Origin of the sequence: Cytobacillus firmus DS1, assembly GCF_000565285.1 — a bacterium.
GTDB classification, from domain to species: Bacteria; Bacillota; Bacilli; order Bacillales; family Cytobacillaceae; genus Cytobacillus; species Cytobacillus firmus_A.
In genome coordinates this window covers 205,602-228,805 of record NZ_APVL01000003.1, presented here as the reverse complement: position 1 = coordinate 228,805, position 23,204 = coordinate 205,602, and the positions used below count along the sequence as shown (strand labels likewise).

Here is a 23,204-nt window from a genome sequence, read left to right as displayed (position 1 = left end):
ATGAAAAAGGTGTTAGGCTTAGGGCTGCTCGTTTTGGGCCTGCTGGCCGGGTGTTCTAGTGCAGGAGAGAATGGTAACGGGAAGCAAATCGAGGATCAGGAGGCCAGCCTTCCTGCCGGTGCTGAGCCGGAAATACTGGCAGATGAGCTCGATATTCCCTGGTCCATTGCCAAAACGGGCGAAACCTTTTACATGACCGAAAGACAAGGAAGCATTGTGAAGGTCGAGGACGGCAAGAAAGAACGCCAGAAGGTGGAGCTTGCAAAAAAGCTTTCTACCGCCTCTGAAGCAGGCTTGCTCGGCTTTGTGCCGGCACCCGATTTTTCACAATCAAACGAAGCGTATGCCTATTATACCTACGAAAACACCTCAGGACAGTTTAACCGAATTGTCATCCTCCAGCATCAGGATGGAACCTGGAAAGAAGAAAAGCTTCTGCTTGATAAAATTCCGAGCGGGCAGTACCATCATGGCGGCCGGCTTGAAATAGGCCCTGACGGAAAGCTTTATGCGACTGCAGGCGATGCTGCGACCGATCCCGAAATTGCTCAGGATGTGAATTCTCTCGGAGGAAAGATCCTAAGAATGAATCCCGATGGCAGCGTACCGGCGGATAATCCGTTCAGCGGCTCTTATGTCTATAGCTACGGCCACCGCAATCCGCAGGGACTTGCCTGGGCTGAGGATGGGACTTTGTATGAAAGTGAGCACGGCCCGTCTGCCAATGATGAAATCAATAAGATCCTTCCCGGGAAAAATTATGGGTGGCCCGTTATAAAAGGGACCGAGAAGAAGGAAGGCATGGAATCGCCGCTGTTTACCTCCGGTGATGATGAAACCTGGGCTCCGTCCGGGATGGCCTATTATAAAGGCAAGCTTTACACTGCCGCCTTAAGAGGCACTGCCGTTTTGGAGTTTGATCTGGAAACGAAGAATGTCAGAAAGGTTGTGTCGAATTTAGGCAGAATCCGTGACGTCTTCATTGAAGGGGATGTGCTTTATTTCATCAGCAACAATACAGATGGACGAGGCAATCCGCTTGAGAAGGATGATAAGCTCTATCAACTTCAGCTTTCCGAAATATAAAAAGCCTGGCAGCAGTGCCAGGCTTTAGTTTTTAGCTGAAAGTCCATGCATGATGAATTGAATGGTCAGCTCGATTTCTTTTTCATCATCCCAGTCGGCTTCGGGCAAAATTAAATACCTGGCGATAAGAAAGCCGAATATCGATGTAAAGGTCATTCGGACGGCACTGTAGGGCGGGATATCAATAATCTGCCCTTTTTTCTGATAGTATTCAGCCAAACTGGCAAAACGATCGAAGACTTTCATGGCAATATGCTCTTTAAACTGTTCCTTGAGTTCAGGGTGAAACGGAATTTCCTGGATCAGGATCTTGATAAGAGGCATATTGTTTTTAAGGAACTCAATCCGGTTTTCCATCATGGCTCTTAAAAAATCTTCAAAGTGTTCATATTCATGATTGATGACTTTATATAAGTCTTTAATGACAAATGGAGCAATCAGCTTCGCCATCATCGGCGAAACGATCCCCATCAGCAAATCCTTTTTTGTTTTATAGTGCCTGAAGATGGTTCCTTCGGCTACTCCTGCCTTCTTGGCGATTTCGCTTGTCGAAGTGGCTGCATAGCCCTTTTCAGAAAACGATTCAATCGCAGCCATGATAATTTTCTTCTGCTTCTCCGTAAGCTTTTCTTCTTCCTGAAATAACTCTTCTAAAATGGAATCCTGCTCTGGCATGGTAAACTCCTTTATACGTGCAAAATCTATAGCTTTATTATAAAGGAATGAAATTATAAAAAGAAATTTTATATTTTCCGGTACCTTCTTAAAGCAGCGATATTCAGAACCATAAAGAGCAGGGAGAAAGCGAGCAGCATCAGCAGATCTTTATATATCATATCCCATCCAAAGCCTCTCACCATTACATTTCGTAATGCTTCAGCCGCGTAGTATAAAGGTGTGAAAGGGCCGACCCAGCTGAGCCACTCTGAAATGGTCTCAAGATTGAACAGCCCCGAGAAAAAGATCTGCGGAACCACAATAAGCGGAATGAATTGGATCATCTGCAGCTCATTGTTGGCAAACGAAGACAGCAGGATTCCCAGAGTCAGTGCTGTCAGCGAAAGGAGCAGTGTGATCAGAAGGACATAGCCAAAAGCCCCCTCCATCAGCATGCCGAGCACATAGATCGCATACCAGGCAATGATGGCTGCCTGGATCATCGTGAAAATTCCAAATCCCATGATATACCCCGCAACGATTTCCCACTTCCTGAGCGGACTGGTCAAAAGCCGTTCGAGTGTTCCGGTGGTCCGTTCCCTTAAAAAGGATACGCCGGCAATCAGGAATACAAAGAAAAAGACAAAGAATCCAAGCAGCACCGGCCCGAAATAATCAAACTGCCCCATGTCCCCGGAGCCGAATAAGTAATCGGTTTTTATTTCCTGATTCCCGCCATTTGGCTGCAATGGCTTCAATGCACCCTGAATCCATCTCATCACAGCTCCGTTTACACTTGGATCGCTGCCTTCGAGAACCACTGACGGCGGCATTTGATCAAACACCAGATACGCATCCAGCTTCTTGGCTGATAAGTCCTTTTTCGCGAGCTTCTCTGTTTCATAGTGTTCGAGTTTGGCATTTTCCAGGTAAAGCTGAGTCTCTATTTTTTCAGACAGATCCACGAGGCCGACTTTTGGCGTATATTCATCTCCGTTAAACACAAGATGAAGCATGCTCATGACCAGGATCGGAGCAAGGATCAACAGAGCCATCGTCCGTTTATCTCTTACAATCTGGCGCAGTATTCGAATAACCAGTGCTGTAATCCTCATATTAAGCACCTCCATATGCCAGGAAGGCATCTTCTATATTGGCCGCGCCGGTTTGCTTCATTAATTCTTCCGGTGTTCCTGCTGCAATGAGCTGTCCGTCTCTAATCATTCCCAGCCTGTCGCACTTTCCTGCTTCATCCATGACATGAGTTGTCACAAGGATGGTGGTCCCATTCTCCTTCAGGCTTTTAAAAGATTCCCAGATGCTTTTTCTGAGGACTGGATCAATTCCAACAGTAGGTTCATCGAGAATGAGGAGGCCGGGATTATGAAGAAGGGAAATGGCAAGGGAAAGTCTTCTCTTCATTCCTCCTGAATAGTCGGAAACCATTTTATGCATGTGGTCTGTTAATGAAACCAATTCCATCACCTCAATCATCCGCTGCCTTTTTTCTTTGCCGCTTAACCCATACAGCGCCGCAAAGAATTCCAGATTTTCCTTTGCTGTTAAGTCGGTATACAGAGCATCGGATTGTGCCATGTAGCCGATTCGTTTGATCAGGTCCAGTCTGGGCATTTTTTCGCTGAAAATATAATTTTCGCCCTGTGCTGGCTCCTCCAGGCCTGCCAGCTGTTTAACAAGCGTCGTTTTGCCTGCTCCGGATGGGCCGAGCAGGCCGAAAATCTCACCTTCATAAATTTCAAGGCTGATGTCTTTTAGAACTTGCTGCTTTCCGTAATTTTTGGATACATGTTGAATGGAAACGATTGGACTATTCATTTGTTCACTCCCCTTTTATAAAAGTGAGTAATCACTCATTTATTATATTAAATGATTGCTGGGTTATTTGTAAAGTGAGTAATCACTCATTACGTGCTAGTATTCTGCGTGAGATGATCGTTTTGTGAGGTAAGTCACTTCATCCTAATCCGCACTTAGCTAAAATATTTCTTAAGAATGGTAAAAGCGGGGGATGGGAATGGAATATGAAAAGCAGGATCATAGGCCGTTAATCAATGAATTTTTAGGAAAGATTGAGATATTTAAAGAGCTCCCCATTGAATCTCTAGAGCGGATCGATAATCGGATTATTAAGAAAGCTTATTTAAAAGGCGAAAGAATTATGTCTGAATATGAGGTTGCCAAAGGAGTTTACTTTGTGCGCTCCGGCATTGTGAAGCTGACGAAGCAGGATGAACATGGAAATGAACTGATTGTCTGCATTAAGAAAAAGGGGGAGATTTTTGCTGAGGCAAACCTTTTTAATCAGGAGGGGCATACGTATCCTGCGACAGGTACAATGGTGCAGGATGGTGAAATCTTTTTTCTGAATACCGATGAACTGGAGCAGGAGCTTCTGTATTCGCCGGAAATGGCCGTACAGATTATCCGCTATATGAGTGAATCTCTGCGTGATATGACCTCCATTATGAGGGATATTGCGCTGCTTGATGTGTATACGAAAACAGTCCGGACTTTGGAAAGGCTCGCGGAAAAGTTCGGCGCCAACTACTGCAACCGGATGCATCTAGAGCTCCCCATAACCGTACAGGAATTCTCCACCCTTGTTGGAACATCCCGGGAAAGTGTCAGCCGTGTTTTTTCCAGGCTGAAAAAAGAAGGAATCATCGAAATTACAGGAAGGAAAATCGTCATTGTGGACTGGTGCAAATTTTGCTCCCTTTACCGCCAGTAGCTGTAGGGGACGCACCTTTACTCCGGCCTGCTTTTTTGTTATATAATAGAGTCATAGACTTATGATTCTGAGGTGCAAAGCATGGCTGATTTTCGTTCGAGTGAGATTATCAATAAACCTGTACATGAAGTATTTGATTATATGATTAAGATGGAAAATGTCCCTGAACTTATGCCGTTTGTCGTGAAAGTGGAAAAGCAGACCGAGGGTGAGACCGGCAAAGGAACAAAGTTTGTTGAAACACGTATGGTCAGAGGGAAAAAGATCAGCGCGGATGTTGAAATCATTGATTTTGAACAGGACAGAACCTATACCACCCGCAGCAATGCCAATGGACTGATAACCGAATATAAATATGATTTTCATGAAATAGAAGAAGGAACCCAGGTGGAGATGGAAGCAACCGTTAAAACCAGCGGGCTCGTTGCCAGATTGACGAAGCGTTTCATCGTGAATATTGTGAAGCGGGAAGACGGAAGCCAGCTTCAGTATTTGAAGGAAATGATGGAGAAGTAACAAAAAAGGGAGCGGGAGGCTCCCTTTTACTATATTTTGTAAGTCCAAAAGCGCTCTTTATACATTCTTGCCAGTACTTCCGGGTCCTGGTTTTTAATGCTTTCTTCCATGCTCGCTGCCATCAGCTGTGTCTGGGAGGCATGAGCCTTAATGGCTGCGATTTTCCGGTCGATAACCGCACTTACATCATTGACCACATCGGCCTGGCCGATTTCTTCCTCACAGTTATTCGAGAATGCGACACAGTGAACCTTCGGACGCTTGTCAGCAGGCAGCTCTCTTACCGCCCGGATGACGGCGGCTCCTGTCGCGTCATGGTCAGGGTGCACAGCGTAGCCCGGGTAGAACGTGATGATGAGGGAAGGGTTTGTCTCACCGATGATGACTCCCAGTCTGTTCGCGAGCTTTTCTTCATCCTCAAACTCCACGGTTTTATCCCGATACCCCAGCATTCTTAAGTCCTGGATGCCCAGAACCCTGGCTGCTTCCTCCAGCTCTTCCTTGCGGATTTTCGGCAGGGTTTCTCTGGTGGCAAAAGGGGGATTACCCATATTGCGCCCCATTTCTCCTAGCGTCAGGCATGCGTAGGTGACAGGTGTGCCATTATCGATATGTAAGGAAATCGTTCCTGATACGCCAAATGCTTCATCATCCGGATGAGGGAAGATGACGAGTACATGTCTTTCCTTTTCCATCATGGTCGTGCTCCTTTCATTTCATGTCCTCTTATTCAAAAGGAGATTCACTAATTTGCAGGGCGACTGCCAGCTTGCCGCTGAAATCATGGCCGGCTAAAAGGAGCCTGTTTTCTTCATCCACTTCAAAGTGGGTAATTCCTTCAGCATACACCCAGCCAAAATTCATTTTCAATCCAACCCGGTAAGGGCCTTTGCCGGTAACCTTTCCGTGTTCATAAACCAATTGGGCATTGCGGATATAGGCGCCTGAAGAAAAGAAGGTTTCATCAAAATGGGAAGCATACGCCCCATTCGTTGTTTCCAGATGAATAAAGACCTCTTTATTGGCAAGGCGGTCGATTTCTTTTTGCACATGTTCCTTCACTGCTGGTTCCACTCTATAGTCCCCCTTTCATGATATCTTTCTGTTTATCTTACTAAAAAAAGAAATGAAAAGCGAAAAAGTAATCTCAGCGAGGACCGCTAAGTTAATATCCCGAGAATTTATTTTTATCTGCTAAACCGCCCATAGCCAAAAGAACAGAGCCCGCCCGGACTCTGTTCCCTCATTTTTATTCTGATTCAGTACGGCCTGCGCCATATTTGCGGTATGCACCCGGCATGGTCGGGCCAACATACTCATTCAGCTTGAAGCCATGGTTAATGGCGGCAGTAATGAAGTCCTTCGCGGTTTGGACCGCTTCTTTGACAGGCTTGCCTTTTGCAATTTCTGCTGTGATGGCAGAAGAGTAGGTGCAGCCTGCGCCATGAGTGTAAGTCGTTTCAACACGTTCGCTCTCATAAAGAGTGAACTCTTGTCCATCATATAGAAGGTCGACGGCTTTTTCGTGCTGAAGCTTGCTGCCGCCCTTGATTAATACATACTTTGCACCAAGTTCATGAATTTTAACAGCTGCTTCCTTCATGTCTTCAACCGTCTTGATCGGACCGGTTTTAGCCAGCTGCCATGCTTCAAACAGGTTTGGTGTTACCACTGTTGCAAGAGGTACAAGCAAATCTCTTAATGCTTCGTTCAATTCAGGGTGAATCGGCTCATCTTCGCCCTTGCAGACCATAACCGGGTCGATGACAACGTGATCCAGGCTGTTCTCTTTAATGGTCTTTGCGGCAATCTTGATCACTTCTTCAGAACCGAGCATGCCTGTTTTCATTGCATCGATTCCCGTCGAGATAATCGTTTCGATCTGTGTTTCCAGAATATCTGTAGAAATCGGGAACACATTGTGGCTCCAGTTATTTTTGGGATCCATCGTCACGATCGTAGTCAGCGCGGTCATCCCATAAACGCCAAGCTCCTGGAATGTCTTAAGGTCAGCCTGGATGCCGGCGCCGCCGCTCGTATCCGAACCTGCGATAGTCATTACTTTTTTCATTGTCATATGCCTAATTCCTCCTTGCAGATATCTTTTACTAATTATAACAATAATTGAAAAGGGGAAAAACTATAACGGACCGATTAGATGATTTCTCAGCATTAAGTTGTCCGCTATTGTTTTCAAAAATACAAAAGAGATCAATGAAACAAAAAAGGAGCTATTCCTCAAAGAAGAATAACTCCAGGTCAGTCTTTTAATTAGGCTCTTTTCGTATAAATTGTTGTTTTTAACCTATTAATCTTGTCCGTTGATTTCCGCTACAGGATGCTCGCTTTCCGCGGGGTCTCACCTGTCCCGCTACTCCCGCAGGACGTTGAATAAGCTTTCCCGAAAAAACATCGCACGAAGAAAATGCGATAGCATTTTCGAGGATCTCGCACCTTCCGCTCCAATCAACTCAGTAAATATATACAAATAGCAACAAACCTTGCGAAAACAGCCTTTAATTTACAACTTCTACATCGCTTTTCTTCACGAATCCCAGGCGATGGTTGTAAAAAATCTGATAGTATTCATCATTTCCCTTTACAACCTTATTCGTAGCCGGGTCATTATAATACTTCGCATGATAGTAATCGGACTGAATTGGTTCTGTTGCTGTATAGATTTGGCCAGCCGGCATCTGATATAGAACCTGTGCTTTTCCTCTTGCCGATTCTGCAATTCCGGCCTCATCGTAAGCTGCGTCGTCAGGATAGGCGGCACCATATACAGGTATGGAATCAAGCCCTTCTTTTGGCGTAATGAGGGTCCCGCTGCCTGGGACGCTATTTCTATTGTTCGGATTATAGAACCAGGCTTCTTGGCCGCCGTAGTAAATAGCTGTCCAATCGCCTTCCTGCCCGGCTTTATAGAAACTCTGTCCAATGGCAGCTTTATTGCCCCAGTCATTAATATTTTTTGTGCTGGTGCCGCCAGGATGAAGCAGGGGATCACTGACCAATGGTGCCTCAAAGCTGGGTTCGCTGTATAAATGAATCAGGCTTGAAGACTCAGGTTCCTGTTTAATTCCTCTATACGTAAAGTCTGGCTGATTTGTATTGAAATTTGGGCGGATTGTGAGAATATTACTGTCTTTGTCTCCGCTGCTTGGATTAAAGGAAGCCCCAAGAAGGTCGAAAAAGTGTCCCCAATCCCAATAAGCGCCCGGGTCCCAGTGCATGCTCCTATGTTTTGCTGTTGTTAAGCCAGGTATCTCATCATGGCCGATAATGTGCTGTCTGTCCAAAGGAATGTTAAATCGGTCTGAAAGGTATCTTACAAGTTTTGCAGTAGAGCGGTACATTTGCTCACTGTACCAGTCTGCGCCTTCTGCAGCATACCCTTCATGCTCCAATCCGATCGAATGCATATTAAAATACCAGTTTCCTGCATGCCATGGCACATCTTCAGGACGTACCATCTGGGTGATTTTTCCGGTCTCTGAATCTATGACATAGTGTGCACTAACGTAGGACGGATTCTGGAAGTGGCTGATGGCGGATTCAGCCGTGCCCTCAATATCATGAATAATAATATAGCGAATATCTAAATCGTCCTTTGGCCGATTGGCGATATCGTAGTTGCCGTAATTACTTGTGCTGCTCGAAAATTGCTTATAAGCAGCAGGAATGAAAGTACAATCAAGGCCATTGGGACAGTCGGTATTTGTGTATTTGGTGTTGCGAAGAGGGATAGTGCCAGCTGTAGTCTTATTTGGTGTAATTTCCTTGGCGTTTAATACGACTCTTTGTCCATCAAGGTTTTTTCTGGCAGCACCTTGCTGAATGGTCTCAAAGACTTGATCTGCAAAGTCCTTAGCAATGACTTCCTGATCTGTTCCGCTGTATTTAACGACGGCACCGTACCAGTCTGCTGCATCGGAAGGGAGTTCCCCTGTCGTTTGGCGTGCAAACTCTGCTAAAAGAGCTGCTCCGGCCCGGATATTTTGTTCAGGGTCTTTTTTTAAGGCTTCCGGATTTTCATTTAGAAGGTTTGCGGCTGTTTTAAGCGTGCTATTCTCATTATCTGAAGCCTCAATGATTCCATCATCGTGCTTGCCCCTTGCGCTCATGTCGGCTGGCAAGTCTGCAAGATTCATAATGCCATAGCCTCCGACCTCACTATGGCCTTCATGGTGCTCCCAGCGTGACTGGTTATAAGCGACGGCGAGAAGGACAGATTCAGGTACTCCAAATTCCTTCGCCGCTTTTTCAAATGCCTTTTGCAAGTGGTGCGATTCAATGCTGTTTTCTGTTGATGCTGCAGAAGTTGCGCTTGGTGTAAAGTCAGCGGGGATAGCCAAGAGGCTTGCGGTTAAGGACAACGTTAAAATGGCTGATGATAGCTTTTTAAATCTCAATGTATTCCCTCCCGTATATAGAAATATAGGAAGTTCTTTCTAATAGCTGAAGGGTTATACCTGCACAATACATGTCAAATGATTCCATCGGTTTATAGGTTTTTCTAAAAAAAGGTAATTGGTAGCAGAATAGAGATAAGAAGAAAGTAGGAGGGATCCAAAGCGATCCGCACAACCAGCAGGCCTTTATCAAAGAAACACTTTGGATTAGATGGTAAAATAAAACGATAAGGATAGAATGACGCTGTTCCACATCACACAAAGTCAGGTGAAGAATATGAGTACAACAGGCATTATTTTGGCAGGAGGGCATTCGAGCCGTATGGGGGAGAATAAGGCTCTGCTAAAAATACAGGGAAAAACAGTGATTGAACGCATCGCAGATTCATTGGCTTCATATACATCCCAGGTGATCATCGTTGCGAATAAACAGGATGAATACCGGTTTCTTGGGCTTCCGATAGTCAGTGACAAATGGATAGAAAAAGGTCCGCTTGCAGGAATTCAAGCAGGGCTGTCAGCGTCATCAACCCAAAAAAATCTGATTGTTGCCTGTGATATGCCTTTCCTATCTGTGGATTTAGGGAGAATTCTTTTAGAAGAATTAAACAGCCGTCAGGCCGCTGTGCCGGAAATGGAAGGCCGCCTTCATCCTCTGTTTGCAGCTTACCGAAAAGATGCTAAAGAAGCCGCTGAACAAGCTTTGATGAATAATCAATTAAGAATCCGTGAATTTTTAAATGAAATAGACACTGCCATATTAAGAGATGAAGAACTGAAGAAGAGAGGTTTTCTAGCCAAGGATGACTATTTTTTTAATATGAATCATCCGGATGAGTACCAGCAGGCACTAAAAATGGCAGCTGAAGAGGAAGGGAAATCAAATTAAACAATCAGCCATTTCACTTCCGGCACAGGTTATGTCAAAATGAAACAAATAAGGCTAGAATAGGTTTTTTATATAAATGAGGTGATTCCATGAATTTTGAGATTTCAAAAGATCCGATCAATATTCAAAGTGTGATCGATAAAGTGGTGCAGCGGGAAGCAGGGGCGATTACGACCTTCATTGGGACCGTCCGCGAGCTGACTCACGGCAAGAAAACACTGTACTTAATCTATGAAGCATACGAGTCCATGGCTGTGAAAAAACTGGAGCAGATTGGAACCGAGATAAAAGAACGCTGGAACGGGGCGGAAGTGGCGATTACCCACCGCACAGGCAAGCTGGATATTACCGATGTAGCGGTGGTCATTGCCGTTTCTACTCCACACCGTGCCGATGCTTATGAAGCCAACCGCTATGCGATTGAAAGAATTAAAGAAATTGTGCCGATCTGGAAAAAGGAACATTGGGAAGACGGTGAAGAATGGATCGGCAACCAGCTGGAAACAGTGGCATATCCAAAAGGGAAACCGGAGGGGGAAGATTTAAATGAATAAAATCATGTTTTTTGCCCATTTGCGGGACCGTGTTGGAGAAGAGTCTGTAACAAGAGATGTCAGCGGCAAAACCATCGCTGAGCTGAAACAGCTGCTTGAGGAAGAATTCGGGCTGAAGCTTGATTCAGTCATGGCAGCGGTGAACGAGGAATTCGCTTCAGATGATGAAGTCATTCAGAACGGAGATGCGGTTGCGTTTATCCCTCCAGTCAGCGGCGGGTGATGCATAGAGAGGAGGGGCCCTATTGTCTGAAAGGTATTCACGCCAGACCCTGTTTGCGCCAATTGGAAAAGAGGGGCAGGAAAAAATCCGCTCGAAGCATGTGCTGATTATCGGTGCCGGCGCACTGGGCTCGGGAAACGCGGAGATGATGGCGCGCTCCGGGGCCGGCAAACTGACGATTATTGACCGTGATTATGTCGAGGAAAGCAATCTGCAGCGCCAGCAGCTTTTTGCAGAAAGCGATGCAGCGGAAAAAATGCCGAAAGCGGCCGCTGCCGAAAAACGGCTGAAACAGATTAATAGCGAGGTTGAAATCCGCTCGATTATTGGCGATGCTACTCCTGAAAAGCTGGAGGAGCTTGCCGATGGGGTGGATCTGATCCTCGATTCAACTGACAACTTTGAAACCAGAATGGCTATTAATGATATCTCCCAGAAATATACTATTCCGTGGATTTATGGAGCCTGTGTCGGCAGCTTTGGCATGAGCATGACCATCCTTCCGGGGAAAACGCCATGCATGAATTGCTTATTGAAAAAAATTCCGATCCAGGGGATGACCTGTGACACCGGCGGGATTATTGCGCCTGCTGTGCAAATGGTTGTCGCCCATCAGGCGGCAGAGGCACTGAAAATTCTGGCTGAGGACTGGGAAGCAGTAAGGACCGCCATGGTCAGTTTTGATTTATGGCGAAACCAGTACACAAGCATGAAGGTGTCAAAAGCGAAGGATGAAGGCTGCTTATCCTGCGGAAAAGACCGAACCTATCCTTATCTGCAGGCGGAAAACATGATGAAATCCACCATTCTCTGCGGAAGGGACACCGTTCAGATCCGCCCGCCGAAAGAACTCTTAATCGAGTTCACGGAAATCGCCCGGCAGCTGAAGTCACTCGGCTATCAGGTAAAAGGCAATCCATATCTGCTTTCCGTCGAGATGGAGGAGCAGCGGATGGTTCTTTTCAAAGACGGACGCGCCCTGATCCATGGCACAAAGGACTTAGCGCATGCGAAGTCCATTTACCAGCGGATTATGGGTTAGAAAACTAGTGCTTATTTATCATATATTACCCTTTGCCTTTTCTGTAAAATAAAGACAAAAGAACAGAAGAGGTAAATAATGATTACATTTATGTATTTTTTCGGGTATTTATTTGATCAGCTGCTGGTTAATTTTATTGGGTTCGTTCTGATTCTATATAGTTTTATCATGCCGGTTACGCCACTGTATAAAAACAAGCGTCCCGCCGATCTGATTGTTCATATCAGCCGCATTCTTTTCGCTATCATTCTCCCTTTCCTGAATTTCTTCTACTTTTTATTCAACAGCGGAGATTGGGCGACAGGGAACGGCATGATAGCGCCGGAGCATTTTTATACGTTCATCTGGCTTCAGGCTGGTCTGATTGTTTTGCCTGAACTGGTATTTTTCATCCTGTCAAAAGTCAATATAACCAGAGTATGGTGGTATGTATTATACCCGGTTCTGCTTATGGGGTTATGGGTTTGGATGTTTTAAGAGCACCAAAAAAGCGATGAAGAATCTTCATCGCTTTTTCATTTATTTTACTTCATCTGTACCCACAACAACTAACTTGCCTTCATCCAGTACTTTTTCATATTGTTCTGCTTCTACCGTTGTTAACCCAACAGATTCAAATTTTGAACGAAGCTCATCTCCGCGCTTTTTGAAAACATTTCCGACAGAATCGAATAAGCCCTGTTCCTTCATACCGACATCACCTGTATCTGTCGCGTCAGAAAGGTGCTCGGAGCGATCCTTGTCATGTGCGAAAATATAGATGTTTTCCTTATTGAATCCTTGGCTTTGCAGCATTCCAATCGCATCAGTAGCTTGTACACCATTTTCGACAACTTCAATTTTATACATATATAACATCCTCCTTATAAGATTTGCAGATTTATTTTTAAGGGCAGCTCTTCCTGCCCGTTCTATATATTACATATCCGCTCTGAGATTTTTTAAACATGTAGGCAAGAATGATAGATTATGGCATGATAGCCAATGGGTATAAGAATAACAGTTCAAATAAGAGGAGGGAGAGTTGGCAAATGAAGCGTATCTTAAGGAATGACTGGCAGGAGATTTTGGCAGAGGAGTTCGAGAAACCTTATTATCTTCATCTTCGTGCATTTTTGAAAAAAGAATTTGAGGAGCATACCATTTACCCGAAGCAGGAGGATATTTTTAATGCGCTCCAATATACAGCTTATAAAGATGTAAGGGCAGTGATATTGGGACAGGATCCTTATCATGGGCCGGGACAGGCACATGGATTAAGCTTTTCGGTTCAGCCTGATGTAAAGCTGCCTCCTTCACTGAAAAATATATTCAAGGAAATGCAGGATGATCTGGGCTTCGAAGTGCCAGATAATGGCTATCTATTAAAATGGGCCCAAGAAGGGGTACTGCTCCTCAATACCGTTCTGACCGTCCGCAAAGGGCTGGCGCATTCGCATAAAGGGCAAGGGTGGGAAACGTTCACCGACACGGTTATCCAAAAATTGAATGAGCGGGAAGAGCCCGTCATTTTTATATTGTGGGGCAAATCGGCACAGGAAAAAGAAGTGCTGATTGATGCTTCCAAACACTATATCATAAAATCGCCGCATCCCAGCCCGTTTTCGGCCAGAAAAGGGTTCTTTGGGAGCAGACCATTTTCAAGGACGAATGAAATCTTACAGAAGGTTGGAGAGGAGCCAATTGACTGGCAGATTCATAATCTCTGATTCTTTTCGCCATGTTTCACGTGAAACATACCGTTTTATGCAAGAAGTGCTCGAAATATGATCTGTGCACAAAGGAGAAAAACAAATGAGTTCAGAGAAAATCGATTGTTTTAAATGCAAATATTTCTATGTGACCTGGGACCGGAACCATCCGAAAGGCTGCAGAGCCTTTCAGTTTAAAACAAGGCATATGCCCTCTCTCGAAGTTTTCCGGGCATCCGGCCATCCCTGTTTGCGTTTTGAAAAGAAAACCTGATAAACTTGATATGCCGGTCATACTGGCTGCTTTTATTGAATTGTTTAGCGCAGGCAGTCTCCCTCTCTGAGGGCTGCTTTTTTACAGAAAGAGGTGTAGAGGGTGAATATCTCTGTTCAGAAGCTATTAGGGAAGATGGAAAAGGAATTGCTGGAAGCGAAAAGCAGCTCTTCCGACGCCAGAATCAGGGAAAGAGTGCAGGCGATCAAGTCGTTATGCGAGCTGGTTTTGGATGAGTCGGATGCAGGAAGTGCGGCTGCTGTTTCGTCTATTAGCCATACATACAGTGCGCCGCCGGCAGCTCAGCCAGCGAATCTGCAGCCAAAGAAAATGCAGATGGATGATGAGGCGAATGGCGATTCATTGTTCGATTTTTAATAAAAGGATAAGAGGTGCAGGGGACTATGAAGCTATTTATTATAATTGGGGCTATTAATGCCTTTTTATCAGTCGCATTGGGGGCTTTCGGAGCTCATGGACTTGAAGGAAGAGTGGAGCCGAAGTATTTGGAAACATGGCAAACAGGTGTAACCTACCAGATGTTCCATGCAACAGGCCTTTTAATCATTGGCGTTCTGCTTGGTAAGCTGCCGGCAACATCTTTATTATCCTGGTCAGGCTGGCTGATGGTGATCGGCATCATCCTGTTCTCAGGAAGCTTATATGTGCTGACCTTAACGAAAATCAGCGTGCTCGGTGCCATCACGCCGCTTGGCGGAGTCTCATTCCTTGCAGCCTGGGTGCTGCTGATCATTGCGGCAGTAAAATACTTATAAAAGGAAAGGAGCTTTGACTTGAGGTCAAAGCTCCTTTTTCTTGCGGCATCCGGCCAGTTCCAGACGTACTCAGCTGTCAGAAGCCGAGCTTTTCCTGTTACCTCGGCGAATATTGCGACATTCCCTGTCCTCCGCCAAATGGGTATTCATATTCGATTTCTTCATCAAACGTCACATAGTCTAAGTAGATCATCGGAAGGAGGATACGCTGGCCTGTTTGAGGATCGCTCAGTATCAGGTGATCCCGCCCGGCCGCCTCAATGAGGCCTTTGAATATTTTGGCGTTCCATTCCGTATTGTTCTCAAATGTGGCATATACTGTCGCAAGTTTCCCTTTGTTCAGGCGAAGAATGTTTTCGATATAGGATTGTTCAAGCGGGAGCATGCCTGGAATAGATGGAGCAGCTGCCGGTCCGCCCATTCCGGTGCCTGCACCTGGAAACATCCCGCCCGAACTTGCACCAGGCATGGCTCCGCCTGTTTGCGCCGGCTGAAACTGCGGCTGGCCTTGAAAGTTCTGCGGCATTTGAGTGCCGTCGCTGTAACGCTGCTGGTAACCATAATAAGGGTATTGACCATAATTTGATTGACTCAATTTAGTCCCTCCTAAGTATTAAAATCAGCATTTTCTATCCGCGTATTTGAGAATAGACTCCTGCGGGTTGGATTTAAAATAGAAACTCACTATTTCATTACTATGTAGGGGCATGTTTTTTTATAACCTGAAGAAAAAGAAAAACTCCCAGCCGAAGCCGGGAGCTTTCATCATTATATGTGAAGGAACTTTTCTACTTTGTCCTCTTCCAGGATGTTTCCAACGAAGAAAGAGCCGAATTCGCCGTAGCGGGCACTTACTTCATCAAAGCGCATTTCATAAACAAGCTTTTTGAATTGAAGAACATCATCAGAGAAAAGGGTAACGCCCCATTCGTAATCATCGAAGCCAACAGAGCCTGTGATGATCTGTTTTACCTTGCCGGCATACTGGCGGCCGATCATGCCATGGCTGCGCATCATATTGCGGCGGTCTTCCATCGGAAGCATGTACCAGTTGTCATTGCCCTGACGGCGCTTGTCCATCGGATAGAAGCAGACATGCTTCGCTTTTGGCAGTTCAGGATAAAGGCGTGCCAGGATTTGCGGATTCTGGTATGGATCTTCTCCTGCCGGCAGATAGTTGCTCAGCTCGACAACAGACACATATGAATGAACCGGAATCGTGAATTCAGCTAATTTTGATTTGTTGAATTCGTTTTCAATTTCATTCAGCTCTTCCATAGTAGGCCTTAAGATCATCATCATAAAATCAGCTTTTTGGCCGACAATTGTATAAAGGGCATGACTGCCGTTTTTCTCGCTTTGTGTTGTGTTCCACTTGTCCACTAGGGCCATAAATTCGTGGATCGCTGCCTGGCGCTCTTCGCTGGGTACCATTTTCCAAGTTGTCCAATCAACTGTGCGGAAGTCATGTAAACAATACCAGCCATCAAGCGTTACTGCTGCTTCACTCATTATAATCACTCCTAATATGTACTGAAATTCTCATCCCTACTATACCATAGTTTCTCCAATTAACATGTGTACAAAACTTGAAATGTAGGAATTCCTTATGGTGACAGGCACCTATACCAGTTCGCCTAAATGGTGAAGGTGCCTGTCACCGCAAAACCCCGTTTACAAAGAGGGCATTATGGATATCTTAAAAAAGGTATGAAGCTGCGCCAGCAGAAGGATATTTATTATTTAAAATTTACCGAAAACAAAAACATTTTATTTGTAAACGCTAACAGCGGGTGAACTCCTTGAAATTCTTAGGATGAAGAGTATTCTAAGGGAGTATATAGGAGAATTTCTATTAATTTGAACGGAAAAATTATGGCCGTAGGAGGAATTAGCATGAGTGACTTATTCACAGTATTGAAAGAAAAAGTAACAGGACAGAATTTACGAATCGTTTTTCCCGAAGGGCAGGATGAGCGCATTTTAGCGGCTGCAGGAAGATTGGCTGCGGAAAAAATCATCACACCGATCCTGATTGGAAACATCGCAGACATTGAAGCAAAAGCAAAGGACATGGATATCAGCCTGGATTCAGCTGAAATCTATGACCCAAACAGCTTTTTAATGATGGATGAGCTTGTGGCTGCATTTGTTGAAAGACGAAAAGGCAAAGCGACAGAAGAAGATGCACGCAGGATCCTTCTGGATGAAAACTATTTTGGAACCATGCTTGTCTACGCGAACAAAGCAGACGGCCTGGTGAGCGGCGCAGCGCATTCGACAGCTGATACGGTACGCCCGGCACTTCAAATCATTAAAACGAAAGAAGGCGTGCGCAAAACATCAGGTGTCTTCATCATGGTCCGTGATGATGAGAAATATGTTTTTGCCGATTGTGCCATCAACATCTCTCCTGACAGCCAGGACCTGGCGGAAATTGCGATTGAAAGCGCGAAGACAGCCAGAATGTTCGATATCGAACCGCGTGTCGCTATGCTGAGCTTCTCTACAAAGGGCTCTGCCAAGTCTCCTGAAACGGAAAAGGTTTCGGCAGCACTTGAAGCGGCTAAAGTTCGTGATCCGCTATTAATCATCGACGGGGAATTCCAATTTGATGCGGCATTTGTTCCATCTGTAGCAGAGAAAAAGGCTCCGGATTCACCAATCCAGGGGGATGCGAATGTATTTGTGTTCCCTAGCCTGGAAGCTGGCAACATCGGCTACAAAATTGCCCAGCGCCTTGGAAACTTTGAGGCAGTGGGACCAATCCTTCAAGGCTTGAACCGCCCGGTTAATGACCTTTCCCGCGGCTGCAACGAGGAAGATGTCTATAAGCTTGCTTTAATTACAGCAGCTCAGGCTTTAAATCAATAATACAGCATTTTAGAAGCCGGTCCCTTGTGACTGGCTTTTTTGCTATAATGTATCTGGATATGGCCATTGGCCGATAAAGTCTCGAGTTTGGCCGATAAAAAGTGATATTTGGCCGATAAACTAGCTGATTTGGCCGTTAAAACGGTTACTTAATAGATAAATTCTGCCTATTACCTGATAATATCGGCAAAAGGAGATCAAATAAAGATGAATTCGCAACAAGATTTGCTTTTTCAGGAAGAATGGCGGGTCATTGACCAGTCTGCTGCGGGAATCCACTTAAATGCCCTTCATTCTTTCGGAATGGATGATACGCTTTGTGCGTCTGTCGGTGCAGGTGCAGCTCCTGCCACTGCGAGGACATGGGTGCACCATAACACGATCGTGCTTGGCATCCAGGATACGAAGCTGCCTTTTTTGAATGAGGGCATTCACTTTTTAAAAAGCCGGGGGTATGAAGTGATCGTCCGAAACTCCGGCGGCCTGGCCGTTGTCCTGGATCAGGGAGTCCTGAATATTTCGCTGATTTTTCCTGAAAGGGAAAAGGGAATTGATATCAACCGCGGCTATGATGCGATGTGGCTCCTCATTCAGGAGATGTTTTCCGATTTTCATAAGGAAATAGAAGCCCGGGAAATTGTCGGCTCCTATTGCCCGGGAAGCTATGATTTAAGCATCGGGGGACAGAAGTTTGCCGGCATTTCGCAGAGGCGCCTCCGCAATGGGGTGGCTGTGCAAATCTATCTGTGTGTGGATGGCAGCGGAAGTGAGCGGGCCGATCTGATTGGCAAATTCTATTCTCTTGCTAAAAAAGAGGAACAGACGAAATTCCAATACCCTGAAATTCAGCCGGCTGTCATGGCATCATTGTCGGAATTGCTCGGGGCAGAGCTGACGGTTCAGGATGTAATGCTCCGCTTTCTGCAGGCCTTGAAAAAGAAATCCGGACGCCTTTATGCAGGGCAGCTGACAAATGAGGAAGCAGGCCTGTTTGAGGGCTATTATCGCCGTGTAATGGAGCGGAATGAGAAAGTGCTTGGCAGCGAATAAATAAAAGAAGAGCCGCAAGACTCTCGATCTGCGGCCCTCCTTGAAAGGAATTGCTGCCATTTTCTCCTGCTCCCGATGCCGGAAAGAGTTTTGAACTTTGATAACTGTCTAGCTCCAGCGCCTACCCCCTCGAGGTCATAAGCCAATCCTCCCAGCAAGGCAAAGAACGCCTTACCGTGAGGCTCGTCTTATGCTTGAGGCCCACAGGATGTGGGTCATGCAGACGTTGCCACAGGACGTGGCGTTCTTAGTCTGCGTTCCTTTGTGAGCAAGGCGCTTCCGCTTTTCTATTCCGCGACTCTCTCCAAATTGCCGTTGCGGTCCATTTTGAACTTGGATGCCGGCCTTTCTTCTTCATCAAACAGAACAAAATTGCGGGCTCTGTTCATGATTTTCATCAGTGTCTCGTAATCTTCCTGAATGGTTACCGTATTCTGCTCCAGCTTGCCGATTTTGCTCTCAAGCTCTTCATTTTGGCTTCGGAGATCCGCATTTTCGCGCTTCAATCTTTCATTCTCATTCTTTAGTATATCAACCTGAATTCCAGAATGATTCAATGTTTGCAAGTATGCGATAACGGTATCCATATCCAGCTGTGCGGGTGCCGTGTAAACCGGCTCTGAATAGGTGTAGGATGGAACGGATTCTGTCTGCACAGTCGCTTCATCCTCTGTGCGCTCCTCGTAAAAGTCTGCCGGTGACGGCGGTACGATTGCATTTGTCTGAACTGGCGCTGCTGAGACCTCCTGCATCGTCGGAACTGGCGGAGAGTATAAGAGTTTCTTCTTGCCTCCCTGATCCTTTCCCAGCATTCTTTGTCTCTGCTTGCGCTGTTTTTTGGCCAGCCCAAGCGCTTTTTCATATTGATGCCTCACCACAGCGTTCCAGCGGAATCCGCATGCTGCTGAGGTGCGGTTCAGCTTGTCTCCAACTTCCTCAAAAGCGTTTAACTGTGTGCTGCCTTCCCTCACATGCCGCAAAACGGTCTCTGCAAGCAATAAATCGTTTTCATCTGTCCAAGCGTCCTGACGTATTTTCATATAACCTCAACTCCCTAAATGATTACTTTTTGCTGTTGCCTTAATTAAAGGATGGACAAACCTTGCAGATTTTATACAAAGGTGATTAAAAGGATAGTAGATTATTTTAAAAATTTTTATTTTCGCTAGATACGTATGGCAGTTTTGTGAAGTTTACTAAGATTCACCACCCAAGTTAATGATTACAGCTTGCAATGAAGGTCGATTAGTTTTAAAATAGCCTGTAGCAGTTGGGCAGGACAGTCCTTTATTTTGAATAGGAATGCCGTGCAGCGGACATGCTTTAACGAAGAAGATACTCAGGCGCGAGATGCGCCGGAACCATATAATAGATTGACCGCAGAAAGGGTTGTACGAAGATGGCAAACGAATTCCGTGTTTGCGACGATTGTCAGGCAGTAAATCTGAAGACGTTAATACCGCGATTAAAAGAAATAGATCCAGAAGCAAAAATTGATGTCGGCTGCCAGTCCTATTGCGGACCAGGCCGCAAAAAAACATTTGCTTTCGTCAATAACCGTCCCCTTGCCGCACTGACGGAAGAGGAATTGATGGAGAAAATTAATAAAAAGCTGAAATAAGAAAAGCGTAAGGCGCCCGCCTATAAAGGAGCGCAGACTAAAACCGCCACGTCCTGTGGCAACGTCTGCATGACCCGCATCCTGCGGGCCTCAAGCATAAGACGAGCCGGCTGAAAGGTTGTTCTTTAACCTTTTGGCCGGATTGGCTTAGACCCGAGAGCCGATGGCGCCTGGAGCTGGACAGTTATCGACGTTCCAAACTTTATACCTAGATGTAAATAAAGATCACCCTGACTCCTGTCCTGAGGTGATTTTATTTTTTGCCTGAGTTTATGATGTAACTCTGATTGGTAAATAGACTTAGGAGGCAATATTGTTTTTAGAAAAGTCGAAAAATTTTTCCTGGCCAGATGATTGATGTATCGCGGTTTCTGTCGAACAGCCATGAAAAACGGTGAATTTTGTGATGAATTGACACTATAATCGGGATATAATAGGTATACGCCAGAAATTGGGAACAACAGGTTCGGAGTGCGTGGAAACAGGAAAAGCGGAGGGTACGGAATGGCATATTCAGCGGAAAAGTTAAATGAGGAAAAAGTATTCAAAGATCCCGTTCATCGGTACATACACGTCAGGGACAGAGTCATCTGGGATTTAATCGGGACAAAAGAGTTTCAGCGGCTCAGAAGAATTAAGCAGCTCGGAACAACTTATTTAACCTTCCATGGTGCTGAGCATAGCCGATTTAACCACTCGCTCGGAGTTTACGAGATTGTGCGCCGCATTTCAGATGATGTCTTTTTGGGAAGGCCGGAATGGGATGAAGAAGACCGCATCCTGACTTTATGCGCGGCACTTCTCCACGATTTGGGGCACGGTCCGTTCTCGCACTCCTTTGAAAAAGTATTCGACCTTGATCATGAACATTATACGAGGGCGATCATTCTCGGAGACACCGAGGTCCATCATGTGCTTACAAGGGTAAGTGCCGATTTTCCGCAGAAAGTGGCTGATGTGATTGCCAAAACCTCTAAAAATAAGCTGGTCGTCAGCCTGATTTCCAGCCAGATTGATGCGGACAGGATGGATTATCTGCAGCGGGACGCTTATTTTACCGGTGTCAGCTATGGCCATTTTGATATGGAGCGGATCCTGCGCGTCATGAGGCCGAGGGAGGATCAGGTCGTGATTAAGCAGAGCGGGATGCATGCCGTTGAGGATTACATAATGAGCCGCTACCAGATGTACTGGCAGGTTTATTTCCACCCGGTTACCCGCAGTGCAGAGGTCATCCTGACTAAAATCCTGCATCGCGCTAAAGATCTGCATGAACAGAAATACAAATTTAAATATGATCCTATCCATTTTTATTCTTTATTCAATGGGGAGATCACACTTGAGGATTATATAAAGCTTGATGAAGCTATTATTCTTTATTATTTTCAGATGTGGCAGGAGGAAGATGATCCGATTCTGAAGGATCTCTGCTGCCGCTTTATGGACAGAAATTTATATAAATACGTCGAATTCGACCCGGCGAAAGAATATAAGAAGCTGGCAGAGTTGTCGGTATTGTTTAAAAAGGCAGGTATGGATCCTGAATATTACCTGGTCGTCGATTCTTCATCGGATTTGCCTTATGACTTTTACCGTCCGGGCGAGGAAGAAGAAAGATTGCCGATTCATCTGCTGCTGAAAAATGGGGATATCCGCGAGCTTTCCCGTGAATCAGAGATCGTAGATGCTATTTCCGGGAAACGCCGAACGGATCATAAGTTGTACTTTCCGGCTGATTTTATTGCAGACGACAGTAAAAAGCAAAACATTAAAAAGCAGATTAAAATGCTGCTGGAAATCGAATAAGACTATAGATACGGGAAAAAACGGAGTAGGAGATGAAGAGCTTTGTTAAAGGATCACGCCAAACTAATGCACGCCATTGCAGTCTCTGAAGAAATCGTGGGACGGAAAAAGCTGCAGAAAATGATTTATATCGCCAAAAACATCGCATTTCCCTTTCAGGAAAGATTTCAATTTCACTTTTACGGGCCCTATTCGGAAGAATTGACACTGAGGGTGGAAGAGCTCTGCAACATGGGATTCTTAAACGAAGTAAAGGAAAAAAAGGGCGGCTATTATCAGTATCGGTACACACTCACTGAAACCGGCAAGGAATTTTTGGGCATCAACGCAGTCGATATGCCGAGCCTCCAGGAATGCCTGCTCGATATGAACGGCCAGAATGCAAGGTTTCTTGAACTCGTTTCAACGGTCCTTTATTTCAATGACCTGCCTAAGGAAGAAGTGAAAGAAAAAGTCTTTACCCTGAAAAGCAAACAGCGCTACACGGGTGAAGAAGTGGAACAGGCGTATCAATATATTGAAAACTTAAGAGAAAAAGCCGGGCTGCATTGAGTGCCTGGCTTTTGCTTTTTGCTGAAAAAAGTCGTACCGCACATAAATTTTTTTATGCGAAAGTAAAAACGTGCTATGTGCAAATAAATTTTTTTATCTGCAAGTAAAATCGGGGTATCCGCAAATAAATTTCTTTATCCGCAAATAAAACCTCTCATCATGCAAAAATCCATAAAAAAAGCAGTCTCCCGTTATGGAAAACTGCCTCTTTTTACGCAATTCTACTGGTCGCTTAAGCGTTTTCCGCCGACAGCATAGTGATTTTTGGACATTTCTTCGATAAATACGACGATTTTGTCTTCGGGTGCTCCAGTTGTTTCGCTTACTGCAGCTGTTACTTTTTCAGCGAGCGCTTTTTTCTGTTCTTCAGTGCGGCCTTCAAGCATTTTTACGGTTACGTATGGCATTTCTTTTCCTCCTCATTAT

At 45.3% G+C, this 23,204-nt stretch carries 28 protein-coding genes; 16 read left to right on the top strand and 12 right to left on the bottom strand.

The window, feature by feature from the left end:
- Positions 1 to 1,086: a PQQ-dependent sugar dehydrogenase gene (locus tag PBF_RS05545; protein ID WP_035328113.1), complete on the top strand. Its 1,086-nt coding sequence runs from the start codon at positions 1 to 3 to the stop codon at positions 1,084 to 1,086.
- A gap of 24 nt (positions 1,087 to 1,110) precedes the next feature.
- On the opposite strand, the gene PBF_RS05540 is transcribed toward PBF_RS05545, so the two are convergent.
- The 3 genes from PBF_RS05540 to PBF_RS05530 form a co-directional block, all read right to left on the bottom strand.
- A complete protein-coding gene (locus tag PBF_RS05540; RefSeq protein ID WP_035328111.1) occupies positions 1,111 to 1,761 on the bottom strand; it encodes a TetR/AcrR family transcriptional regulator in 651 nt (216 codons plus the stop codon).
- A gap of 68 nt (positions 1,762 to 1,829) precedes the next feature.
- Complete coding sequence (locus tag PBF_RS05535) at positions 1,830 to 2,858, bottom strand: ABC transporter permease (RefSeq protein WP_035328109.1); 1,029 nt, start codon at positions 2,856 to 2,858, stop codon at positions 1,830 to 1,832.
- A 1-nt stretch (position 2,859) separates the two neighbouring features.
- Positions 2,860 to 3,579, bottom strand: a complete 720-nt coding sequence (locus tag PBF_RS05530; RefSeq protein ID WP_035328107.1) for an ABC transporter ATP-binding protein — start codon at positions 3,577 to 3,579, stop codon at positions 2,860 to 2,862.
- A gap of 199 nt (positions 3,580 to 3,778) precedes the next feature.
- Here PBF_RS05530 and PBF_RS05525 point away from each other — a divergent pair, with 199 nt between their 5' ends.
- Both PBF_RS05525 and PBF_RS05520 read left to right on the top strand, forming a co-directional pair.
- Positions 3,779 to 4,495: a Crp/Fnr family transcriptional regulator gene (locus tag PBF_RS05525; RefSeq protein ID WP_035328105.1), complete on the top strand. Its 717-nt coding sequence runs from the start codon at positions 3,779 to 3,781 to the stop codon at positions 4,493 to 4,495.
- Between the two features lie 81 nt (positions 4,496 to 4,576).
- Entirely contained in the window at positions 4,577 to 5,011 is a 435-nt protein-coding gene (locus tag PBF_RS05520; RefSeq protein ID WP_035328102.1) for an SRPBCC family protein, read from the top strand.
- Between the two features lie 29 nt (positions 5,012 to 5,040).
- Here PBF_RS05520 and bshB2 read toward each other — a convergent pair whose 3' ends face one another.
- The 4 genes from bshB2 to PBF_RS05500 all read right to left on the bottom strand — a co-directional run bounded on the left by bshB2 (position 5,041) and on the right by PBF_RS05500 (position 9,426).
- The gene (bshB2, locus tag PBF_RS05515; protein WP_035328394.1) at positions 5,041 to 5,706 is read right to left on the bottom strand and encodes a bacillithiol biosynthesis deacetylase BshB2; all 666 of its coding nucleotides are present in this window, start codon (positions 5,704 to 5,706) and stop codon (positions 5,041 to 5,043) included.
- Between the two features lie 31 nt (positions 5,707 to 5,737).
- Positions 5,738 to 6,085, bottom strand: a complete 348-nt coding sequence (locus PBF_RS05510; protein ID WP_035328100.1) for a YojF family protein — start codon at positions 6,083 to 6,085, stop codon at positions 5,738 to 5,740.
- A 175-nt stretch (positions 6,086 to 6,260) separates the two neighbouring features.
- A complete protein-coding gene (pdxK, locus tag PBF_RS05505; protein WP_035328098.1) occupies positions 6,261 to 7,088 on the bottom strand; it encodes a pyridoxine/pyridoxal/pyridoxamine kinase in 828 nt (275 codons plus the stop codon).
- A 439-nt stretch (positions 7,089 to 7,527) separates the two neighbouring features.
- On the bottom strand, positions 7,528 to 9,426 hold the full coding sequence (locus PBF_RS05500) for an N-acetylmuramoyl-L-alanine amidase (protein ID WP_235192201.1): 1,899 nt from the start codon (positions 9,424 to 9,426) through the stop codon (positions 7,528 to 7,530).
- A gap of 277 nt (positions 9,427 to 9,703) precedes the next feature.
- Here PBF_RS05500 and mobA point away from each other — a divergent pair, with 277 nt between their 5' ends.
- The 5 genes from mobA to PBF_RS05475 all read left to right on the top strand — a co-directional run bounded on the left by mobA (position 9,704) and on the right by PBF_RS05475 (position 12,611).
- On the top strand, positions 9,704 to 10,315 hold the full coding sequence (gene mobA / locus PBF_RS05495; RefSeq protein ID WP_035328094.1) for a molybdenum cofactor guanylyltransferase: 612 nt from the start codon (positions 9,704 to 9,706) through the stop codon (positions 10,313 to 10,315).
- An 89-nt stretch (positions 10,316 to 10,404) separates the two neighbouring features.
- A complete protein-coding gene (locus PBF_RS05490; protein WP_035328092.1) occupies positions 10,405 to 10,869 on the top strand; it encodes a molybdenum cofactor biosynthesis protein MoaE in 465 nt (154 codons plus the stop codon).
- Positions 10,862 to 11,092 (top strand): molybdopterin converting factor subunit 1, encoded by a 231-nt coding sequence (gene moaD / locus PBF_RS05485; protein WP_035328090.1) that lies wholly within the window; start codon positions 10,862 to 10,864, stop codon positions 11,090 to 11,092. The genes PBF_RS05490 and moaD overlap by 8 nt, the downstream gene beginning before the upstream one ends.
- A gap of 22 nt (positions 11,093 to 11,114) precedes the next feature.
- On the top strand, positions 11,115 to 12,134 hold the full coding sequence (locus PBF_RS05480; protein WP_035328088.1) for a thiazole biosynthesis adenylyltransferase ThiF: 1,020 nt from the start codon (positions 11,115 to 11,117) through the stop codon (positions 12,132 to 12,134).
- 78 nt (positions 12,135 to 12,212) lie between these two features.
- Complete coding sequence (locus PBF_RS05475; protein ID WP_035328086.1) at positions 12,213 to 12,611, top strand: hypothetical protein; 399 nt, start codon at positions 12,213 to 12,215, stop codon at positions 12,609 to 12,611.
- A gap of 42 nt (positions 12,612 to 12,653) precedes the next feature.
- Here the strand turns inward: PBF_RS05475 and PBF_RS05470 are convergent, their stop codons facing one another.
- On the bottom strand, positions 12,654 to 12,983 hold the full coding sequence (locus PBF_RS05470; protein ID WP_035328084.1) for a general stress protein: 330 nt from the start codon (positions 12,981 to 12,983) through the stop codon (positions 12,654 to 12,656).
- Positions 12,984 to 13,165: 182 nt separating this feature from the next.
- On the opposite strand from PBF_RS05470, the gene PBF_RS05465 reads away from it, so the two are divergent.
- The 3 genes from PBF_RS05465 (at position 13,166) to PBF_RS05450 (ending at position 14,875) form a co-directional block, all read left to right on the top strand.
- A complete protein-coding gene (locus PBF_RS05465) occupies positions 13,166 to 13,843 on the top strand; it encodes a uracil-DNA glycosylase (protein WP_035328082.1) in 678 nt (225 codons plus the stop codon).
- Between the two features lie 358 nt (positions 13,844 to 14,201).
- Entirely contained in the window at positions 14,202 to 14,477 is a 276-nt protein-coding gene (locus PBF_RS05455) for a YwdI family protein (RefSeq protein ID WP_035328077.1), read from the top strand.
- Between the two features lie 26 nt (positions 14,478 to 14,503).
- On the top strand, positions 14,504 to 14,875 hold the full coding sequence (locus PBF_RS05450) for a DUF423 domain-containing protein (RefSeq protein ID WP_035328075.1): 372 nt from the start codon (positions 14,504 to 14,506) through the stop codon (positions 14,873 to 14,875).
- A gap of 97 nt (positions 14,876 to 14,972) precedes the next feature.
- On the opposite strand, the gene gerQ is transcribed toward PBF_RS05450, so the two are convergent.
- On the bottom strand, positions 14,973 to 15,470 hold the full coding sequence (gene gerQ, locus PBF_RS05445) for a spore coat protein GerQ (RefSeq protein ID WP_035328072.1): 498 nt from the start codon (positions 15,468 to 15,470) through the stop codon (positions 14,973 to 14,975).
- A gap of 173 nt (positions 15,471 to 15,643) precedes the next feature.
- Positions 15,644 to 16,387, bottom strand: coding sequence for a hydrogen peroxide-dependent heme synthase (gene hemQ / locus PBF_RS05440; protein WP_035328069.1), 744 nt, complete (start codon positions 16,385 to 16,387; stop codon positions 15,644 to 15,646).
- 384 nt (positions 16,388 to 16,771) lie between these two features.
- On the opposite strand from hemQ, the gene pta reads away from it, so the two are divergent.
- Both pta and PBF_RS05430 read left to right on the top strand, forming a co-directional pair.
- The gene (pta, locus tag PBF_RS05435) at positions 16,772 to 17,749 is read left to right on the top strand and encodes a phosphate acetyltransferase (RefSeq protein ID WP_035328064.1); all 978 of its coding nucleotides are present in this window, start codon (positions 16,772 to 16,774) and stop codon (positions 17,747 to 17,749) included.
- Between the two features lie 207 nt (positions 17,750 to 17,956).
- Positions 17,957 to 18,799: a lipoate--protein ligase family protein gene (locus PBF_RS05430; protein WP_035328062.1), complete on the top strand. Its 843-nt coding sequence runs from the start codon at positions 17,957 to 17,959 to the stop codon at positions 18,797 to 18,799.
- Positions 18,800 to 19,086: 287 nt separating this feature from the next.
- Here PBF_RS05430 and PBF_RS05425 read toward each other — a convergent pair whose 3' ends face one another.
- On the bottom strand, positions 19,087 to 19,839 hold the full coding sequence (locus PBF_RS05425; RefSeq protein WP_035328059.1) for an RsfA family transcriptional regulator: 753 nt from the start codon (positions 19,837 to 19,839) through the stop codon (positions 19,087 to 19,089).
- A gap of 359 nt (positions 19,840 to 20,198) precedes the next feature.
- Here PBF_RS05425 and PBF_RS05420 point away from each other — a divergent pair, with 359 nt between their 5' ends.
- The 3 genes from PBF_RS05420 to PBF_RS05410 all read left to right on the top strand — a co-directional run bounded on the left by PBF_RS05420 (position 20,199) and on the right by PBF_RS05410 (position 22,778).
- Complete coding sequence (locus PBF_RS05420) at positions 20,199 to 20,420, top strand: DUF1450 domain-containing protein (protein ID WP_035328057.1); 222 nt, start codon at positions 20,199 to 20,201, stop codon at positions 20,418 to 20,420.
- A 504-nt stretch (positions 20,421 to 20,924) separates the two neighbouring features.
- The gene (locus PBF_RS05415) at positions 20,925 to 22,226 is read left to right on the top strand and encodes an HD domain-containing protein (protein ID WP_035328055.1); all 1,302 of its coding nucleotides are present in this window, start codon (positions 20,925 to 20,927) and stop codon (positions 22,224 to 22,226) included.
- Positions 22,227 to 22,268: 42 nt separating this feature from the next.
- Positions 22,269 to 22,778, top strand: a complete 510-nt coding sequence (locus PBF_RS05410; RefSeq protein ID WP_035328052.1) for a YwgA family protein — start codon at positions 22,269 to 22,271, stop codon at positions 22,776 to 22,778.
- 221 nt (positions 22,779 to 22,999) lie between these two features.
- Here PBF_RS05410 and PBF_RS05405 read toward each other — a convergent pair whose 3' ends face one another.
- Positions 23,000 to 23,185: a 2-hydroxymuconate tautomerase gene (locus PBF_RS05405; protein WP_009332324.1), complete on the bottom strand. Its 186-nt coding sequence runs from the start codon at positions 23,183 to 23,185 to the stop codon at positions 23,000 to 23,002.
- Positions 23,186 to 23,204 lie beyond the last annotated feature (19 nt).